Below are 6,309 nucleotides of genomic sequence, written 5' to 3' on the forward strand. Positions count from 1 at the left end.
AATGGTTGGCATGCAGACCCAGACGATCGAGCGCACCGACACCGACGAACGCGTCGACGACGGCACCGACGGCGACGCCCCCAAGTTCTTTCATTACGTCAAGAAAGACAAGATCGCAGAAAGCGCTGTGATGGGTACGCACGTCGTGGCGCTGTGCGGCGAAGTGTTCCCGGTGACCAAAGCCGCCAAGCCGGGGTCGCCCGTCTGCCCCGAGTGCAAGAAGATCTACGAGAAGCTCAAGAAGTAGCGGCGTCGGGGGCCCGGTCGGCCGCCGGCGCGTCGTCGTCCCCCGCGAGCACGCCGCGACCGTTGCGCGCCTCGGCCTTCTGCTTGAGCCACAGCCGGACCCGTTTGGCATGCGTTGGGGACGCGGGCCATTCCTCCTGAATTGCGGCGTTCAGTTCGGCGCCCAGCATGATCGCGAAGCCGAGGAAGAAGGCGAACAGCAGGAACGCGATCGGTGTCGCGAGCGCGCCGTAGGTGTAGCCGGTGCTGGTGATCCACGTCAGGTAGACCCGCAGCCCCAATGTCGCCCCCAGGAAGACGACAGTCGCCAGGATCGACCCCAGGACAAGGCGATGTGTCGGTAGCGGTTCGGGCAGAGCCACCCGATACAGGATGTTCACCGCCACCACCAGCGTGACGAACAGCAGGGGGTAGTAGCCGAAGGCCAGTGCGTTGTCCCAGCTCTGGGGCAGCTGTGCAGCGATCTTGCGCGGCCCGAGTGCGACGAACGGTGCTGCCGCAATCGCCGCCACCAGCATCACCACGTACAGACCCAGCGCGAAGAACCGTTGCCGCACCGGATGGCGCAGTGGTGTCTGATCGTGGGCCTCGACGACGGAGTCGACGAACGACGAGATGGCCGACGAGCCCGCCCACAGCGAGATCACGAAGCCGATCGACACCACTTCGCCGCGAGCGCCCTTGACGATGTCGCGCACGGTCGGCTCGATGATTTCGTCCACGACGCTGGACGAGAAGAAGCGTTCCGCCGTGCCGATCAGCTGCTCCTGGATGGCAGGCAGCGTCTCCGGGCCGAACAGCGGCGCGATGTACGCCAGACTTCCCAGCATCCCCAGCAGCAGCGGCGGCAGCGACAGCGCACACCAGAACGCCGCCTGCGCCGACTCGGAGAAAATCGAGTCGTCCCAACTCTTCGAGAGTGTGCGCCGGACGATGTGCCTGATGTGGTGGCGCGATGGCGGAAGGGGTAACGGCTGGGACTGGTCGTTCATGTCCAGACCAGCATTCCTGACGACGGCCCGTCTCGCCTAACCAGGCGGGCCGCCGTGTCGGCGGTTATGCCTCCAGCGGGCTGGATTCGAGAACGGCGGCAAGCTCCACCAGCTTGGCCTCATGCTCGTTCGCATGATGCTGGCAGAACAGCAGTTCGCCGCCCGACGGGAGCTTCGCCCGTACGCGAGCCGCGGCGCCGCAGCGATCGCAGCGGTCAGCCTTGGTCAATTCCGGGCTAATGAGCGTTGCGGTCATGGCACCTCCATCGGTTCTCGCGTATCTCTACTGTCTCAGACGCTTTCGGTTTCGGCCTTGTTCCCTAGGGGTTTACCGGTGTGTCGTGTCTCACCGTTATGCCAAGTTGCCGACGCGTCAGACCCGCGGTATGCCACGCTTGCCGGCTGTGCTGGTCCATATTTGCGGCGCCGAGGAGTGGCGGTCGGCTCAGGACGCCGGTGAGCTACGGCCCGACTCGTTGGCCTCGCACGGTTTCGTACATCTGTCCACGCCCGAGCAGGTGCACCTGCCGACGAACCGGCTCTACGCCGGCCGCTCAGACCTCGTGCTGCTCCGCGTCGACCCTGCACGCCTGTCCTCTCCGATCCGCTGGGAGCCCGGTGTGCCGAGCGATCCCGATGCGATGGTGTTCCCACATTTGTACGGTCCACTACCTACCAAAGCTGTGATCAGTGTCACGCCGTACAAACCGGGGTCCGACGGCGCTTTTGCGCCGCTCGAGCACTAGGGCCGAGCACGGCGGAAATGGGCCCTAGCCGGCCACGTACGCGTCGACCTCGATCTCCACGAGGTGCTCGGGCGCGATCAGTGCCGACACCTCGACCATGGTCGCCACCGGCATGATGTCGCCGAACACCTCGGCATGGACTGCGCCGACGGCGCGCCAGCGCGAGATGTCCGTCACGTACATCCGGGTGCGCACCACGTCCGCCAAGGAGGCGCCGGCGTCCTGCAAAGCGATCTCTATGCGCCGCAACGCGTCCCGCGCCTGCGCCCCGACACCGTCACCGACGCCTGTGGTGCCCGCGACGGCGACGTATGGGCCCGTCCGCACCGCCCGCGAGTATCCGACCGTGGCCTCGTACTCGGAGCCGGAGGAGACATTGCGGCGCGTCATCAGACACAAAGTAGTCGGCCCTGTGGCTCAGGCAACGGGTTTACAGTTGGGCCATTGACTGACAACCTAAACTGACCCACCGTGGGTATTCTTCTCGGCTTCGCGCCGTGGATCGTCTATTGGGTCCTGGTCGGCAACGTCCCCTTCCATACCGCGGTATTGGTCGCGTTCGCGATTGCCGTGTTGTCGTTCGTGATCGGCCGGGTGAAGGGAACGGCGGGCCGCACGCTCGAGATAGGCGCCATTGCAACGTTTTTAGTGCTGACGGTGCTGACCTTCACGGTGAGCGAGCAATTCATGCAGCAGTGGATGCAGCCGCTGAGCAACGCGGGCATCTTCCTGGTGGCGCTCGGCAGCATCCTCGCGCGCAGGCCGTTCGTCCGTGAATTCGCAGAGGTCGGCCAGCCGAAAGAGATCATCGAGACCGACGTCTTCAAACGCATCACGGCGGTGCTGACGTGGATCTGGGTGGCCGCGTTCGCGGGGATGACAGTGTCGTCGGCCATCCCGCCGATCGTGTACGGCGAGGCGACCATCCTGGACACCAAGACGCCGCTGTCCTTCGTCTGCTACTGGGTCGTCCCGTTCTCGCTCCTGGGCCTGGCGGCGCTGGCGTCACGGCTGCTTCCCGAGCGGATGGCTCCGCCCGACGAGGAGATCGTGCGCAACACCACATTCGTCGCGTTCGCCGAGGCGGAGATCGACCAGTTGATCTACCTTGCCACCGAGCACGCCAACCGTGAGGTAGGTGCGGGCAAGGAAGCGTTCGACATCAGGATCGGCAGCAAGGGCGTGCCGCTCGTCGGCGACGAGACGCGGGAGTCGTGGCCCTCGACGTACAAGGTGCGGGAGAAGAAGCGCTAACGGCGATCAGGCCGGAGCGGCCTCCACGATCGACATCATCGGCGTCGCGGTGTCGACGACGCGGGTGAGCCGAAACCCGCATCGCGCCAGCAGATTGGCGAACTCTGCGCGGGTGCGCTCCCGGCCGCCGGGGGAGACGAGCATCTCCAAGTCGAGCACGGCCCCCCAGTTCGAGGTCGCACGCTCCGGCAGCACGAGTTCGAGCAGCAGCAGTCGGCCGTTCGGCGCGATCGCGGTGCGGACGTTGCGCAGGATCTTCTCGGAGATGTCGTCGTCCCAGTCATGGATGATCGACTTCATGACGTAGGCATCGGCGCCGTCGGGAACCGAGTCCATGAATGAACCCCCCTCGACGGCGCAACGATTCGCGACGCCGGCGGCCTCGAGCACCGGCCCCGCGCCGGCGACGACCGACGGGAGGTCGAACAGTACGCCGCGGGCGGTCGGGGCCGAGCGCAGAATGGCGCTGAGCAGGTTGCCGTGACCACCGCCGATATCGACGATGAGCTTGAAGCCGGAGAAGTCATACACCGGGATCACGGTTTCGTTGGCCAACCTCGCCATCGCCGACATCGCGTCGTTGAAGATCGCGGCCTGCTCGGGCGCCTCGTCGAGATGCTCGAAATATGACTTGCCGTAGAGCTTTTCGGGTGAGGGGCGACCCGTCTGTACCGAATGCAGCAGCTCGCCCCATTCAGCCCAGTGCTCCGGGGATCCGATGAACAGAACCATCGACCGCAGGGAATTGGGTGCATCGGCGCGCAACGCTTCGCCCATCGCGGCCAACTCGAACCGGCCATCGGAGAGTTGGCGGAACACATCCCGGCCGGCGAGCATGCGCATCAACCGGAACACCGAGTCCGGGTGTCCGCCCACTTTGGCGGCTACCTCGTCTGCCGTCTTGGGGCCGTTGGCGAGTTCGTCGGCGATGCCGAGCTTGGCGGCCACGTAGAGGGCCTGGGACACCCAGGCGCCCTGCGCCGTCTCGAGCAACGCGATGTAGCCGGGCACCATCGCGCGGTTGACCTTCTGCAGCGCGGTACGGGCGGACTCGATGATGCGGACGACGCGGGCGGGCGGGACTTTTGCGGGCTTCTCAGACACGGAGGGAAAGACTACCGGTCGATAGCGGCGCTTCATTCTTTGCCGCATACGCGGATGGATATGTCGATTTGCTCCGTGGATACGGTTATCTGGTCGAATAGGTTAGGTACGCTTCGGCCGTGCCGGAAATTCGCGTCCGTGAAGCAGCCGAACTCTTGGGGGTCAGCGACGACACCGTGCGCCGCTGGATCGATGACGGCGCCCTAACCGCTCACCTCGATGCGTCGGGCCGCAAGGCGATCGACGCGGCCGCGCTGGCCGCGTTCGCCAGGGCGAACGCGAGTGTGGCGCCCAAGGACCCGCTCAGCGTCGCGAGTTCGGCGCGCAACCGCTTCGCCGGACTGGTGACAAAGGTCGTCACGGACACCGTCATGGCCCAGGTCGAGATGCAGTGCGGGCCGTTCACCGTCGTCTCGTTGATGAGCACGGACGCCGTACGGGAACTGCAGCTCGAGCCGGGCAGCGTGGCCGTTGCGGTTGTGAAGGCGACCACCGTGATCGTGGAGACGCCTGCGGGCCAATGATGAAGCAGTCCAAGGTGTTTGCATCGGCGGCGACGTTGGCGTTGGTGTTGTCGGCGTGCGGATCTGGCGACGAGCCGGTGGACGGTCAGACGATCATGGTGTTCGCGGCGGCCTCACTGAAGTCGGCGTTCACCGAGATCAGTGAGCAGTTCAACACCGACAATCCGGGGACGACGGTGGAGTTCTCGTTCGCGGGCTCCTCGGATCTGGTCACCCAGCTGACACAGGGCGCACAGGCTGACGTCTTCGCGTCCGCCGACACCCGGAACATGGACAAGGCGGCCCGGGCGGGACTGCTGGACGGCGAACCGGTCAACTTCGCATCCAACACACTGACGATCGCCGTCGCACCGGGAAACCCGAAGCGGATCAGGTCATTTCAGGATCTGACGAAGCCCGGGCTCGCCGTGGTGGTGTGCGCGCCGCAGGTGCCGTGCGGTTCGGCGGCCCAGCGGGTCGAGAAGGCCGCCGGCGTGGATATCACACCAGTGAGCGAGGAAGCGTCGGTCAGCGATGTGCTGAACAAGGTGACGACGGGCCAGGCCGATGCGGGGTTGGTATATGTCACCGATGCGGCCGGGGCTGCGGGCAAGGTCTCCGCGGTCCAGTTTCCCGAGTCGGCTGACGCCGTGAACACCTATCCGATCGCCGCGCTCAAATCCTCCGAACACCAGGGACTGGCGCGCAAGTTCATCGATGCCGTCACGGGCCAAGCGGGCCAGAAGACGCTGAGCGCGGCCGGCTTCGCCCAACCCTGACCTACCGTGCGGGTACTAATCCAGGTAGTCGCGCAGTAGAGATGAGCGAACGCTGTACCCAACAGGGCAAGTCGAGGCCATAGTCGAGCACTGTTGTGTGAAATATCTTGGACTAGGAGCCGGCAGCGCGGACCGGTACTGCGGCCCATCGTTACCATCACACCAGCTTCAGGGGATTGAACCCGCTTGACTGCGGTCGGTCCGTTCCTGCCGGCATCGCCGAACCTGCACGACGAAGATCCATTGAGGATGTTGAAACCGCTGCGATTCCCCCGGGAGTTTTGAAAAACCGGGAGAAGAGCCTAGGGGTTACGTTTGCGCAGGCTCGTTACACCTGCCCCGTTTGCGCTTGCCTAGTCACACCAGGGCGATGTCCATCAACTTGTCGCGCACTTCGCCCCAATAGAGGGCATGACTGGATGGCGGTCAAGTTGTTTGCATCGGCCCAATGATCAGTCGGAGGTGACTTCGTTCCAGCCGCCGCAGCCTCGCGCTTCCCCAGCGAACCACCCGCCGGACTTTGAGCCGGAGTGGCGGTCAGAAGAGGTCAATCGGATCAGTGCGGGTCAGATAAAACACCATCTGGGATTCGCGGCTCTGCCTACCCTGCGCATGTGGGGGACTTCGACACTCTGTACGCCACCCTGGACGGTGAGTCGCAGAAGCGTGGCCGCCAGTTCGAGCA

Annotated in this window: 9 protein-coding genes; 5 read left to right on the plus strand and 4 right to left on the minus strand. The window is 64.9% G+C overall.

Annotated features, from left to right (window positions below; all coding sequences use genetic code 11):
* Positions 1 to 10 precede the first annotated feature (10 nt).
* A complete protein-coding gene (locus tag M1248_RS29165; RefSeq protein WP_197905520.1) occupies positions 11 to 247 on the plus strand; it encodes a DUF3039 domain-containing protein in 237 nt (78 codons plus the stop codon).
* Here the strand turns inward: M1248_RS29165 and M1248_RS29170 are convergent.
* Positions 237 to 1,238 (minus strand): YihY/virulence factor BrkB family protein, encoded by a 1,002-nt coding sequence (locus M1248_RS29170; RefSeq protein ID WP_232076072.1) that lies wholly within the window; start codon positions 1,236 to 1,238, stop codon positions 237 to 239. The genes M1248_RS29165 and M1248_RS29170 overlap by 11 nt on opposite strands.
* Positions 1,239 to 1,302: 64 nt before the next feature.
* Positions 1,303 to 1,494, minus strand: a complete 192-nt coding sequence (locus tag M1248_RS29175) for a hypothetical protein (RefSeq protein ID WP_083123673.1) — start codon at positions 1,492 to 1,494, stop codon at positions 1,303 to 1,305.
* Positions 1,495 to 1,624: 130 nt separating this feature from the next.
* Between M1248_RS29175 and M1248_RS29180 the strand changes: the two genes are divergently transcribed.
* The gene (locus tag M1248_RS29180; protein WP_317150503.1) at positions 1,625 to 1,984 is read left to right on the plus strand and encodes a DUF952 domain-containing protein; all 360 of its coding nucleotides are present in this window, start codon (positions 1,625 to 1,627) and stop codon (positions 1,982 to 1,984) included.
* Positions 1,985 to 2,008: 24 nt separating this feature from the next.
* Here M1248_RS29180 and M1248_RS29185 read toward each other — a convergent pair whose 3' ends face one another.
* Positions 2,009 to 2,374 carry a RidA family protein gene (locus tag M1248_RS29185; protein WP_163726659.1) on the minus strand — a complete coding sequence of 122 codons (366 nt, stop codon included), beginning with the start codon at positions 2,372 to 2,374 and terminating at the stop codon, positions 2,009 to 2,011.
* Between the two features lie 81 nt (positions 2,375 to 2,455).
* Between M1248_RS29185 and M1248_RS29190 the strand changes: the two genes are divergently transcribed.
* The gene (locus M1248_RS29190) at positions 2,456 to 3,238 is read left to right on the plus strand and encodes a hypothetical protein (RefSeq protein ID WP_163726661.1); all 783 of its coding nucleotides are present in this window, start codon (positions 2,456 to 2,458) and stop codon (positions 3,236 to 3,238) included.
* Positions 3,239 to 3,244: 6 nt separating this feature from the next.
* Here the strand turns inward: M1248_RS29190 and M1248_RS29195 are convergent, their stop codons facing one another.
* A complete protein-coding gene (locus M1248_RS29195) occupies positions 3,245 to 4,378 on the minus strand; it encodes a methyltransferase (RefSeq protein WP_163736973.1) in 1,134 nt (377 codons plus the stop codon).
* Between the two features lie 83 nt (positions 4,379 to 4,461).
* On the opposite strand from M1248_RS29195, the gene M1248_RS29200 reads away from it, so the two are divergent.
* The gene (locus M1248_RS29200) at positions 4,462 to 4,866 is read left to right on the plus strand and encodes a molybdopterin-binding protein (protein ID WP_317150504.1); all 405 of its coding nucleotides are present in this window, start codon (positions 4,462 to 4,464) and stop codon (positions 4,864 to 4,866) included.
* Complete coding sequence (gene modA / locus M1248_RS29205) at positions 4,866 to 5,624, plus strand: molybdate ABC transporter substrate-binding protein (protein ID WP_317150507.1); 759 nt, start codon at positions 4,866 to 4,868, stop codon at positions 5,622 to 5,624. The genes M1248_RS29200 and modA overlap by 1 nt, the downstream gene beginning before the upstream one ends.
* Positions 5,625 to 6,309: the final 685 nt, after the last annotated feature.

The sequence above is a fragment of the Mycobacterium sp. 29Ha genome, assembly GCF_032883055.1.
GTDB lineage: Bacteria > Actinomycetota > Actinomycetes > Mycobacteriales > Mycobacteriaceae > Mycobacterium > Mycobacterium gallinarum.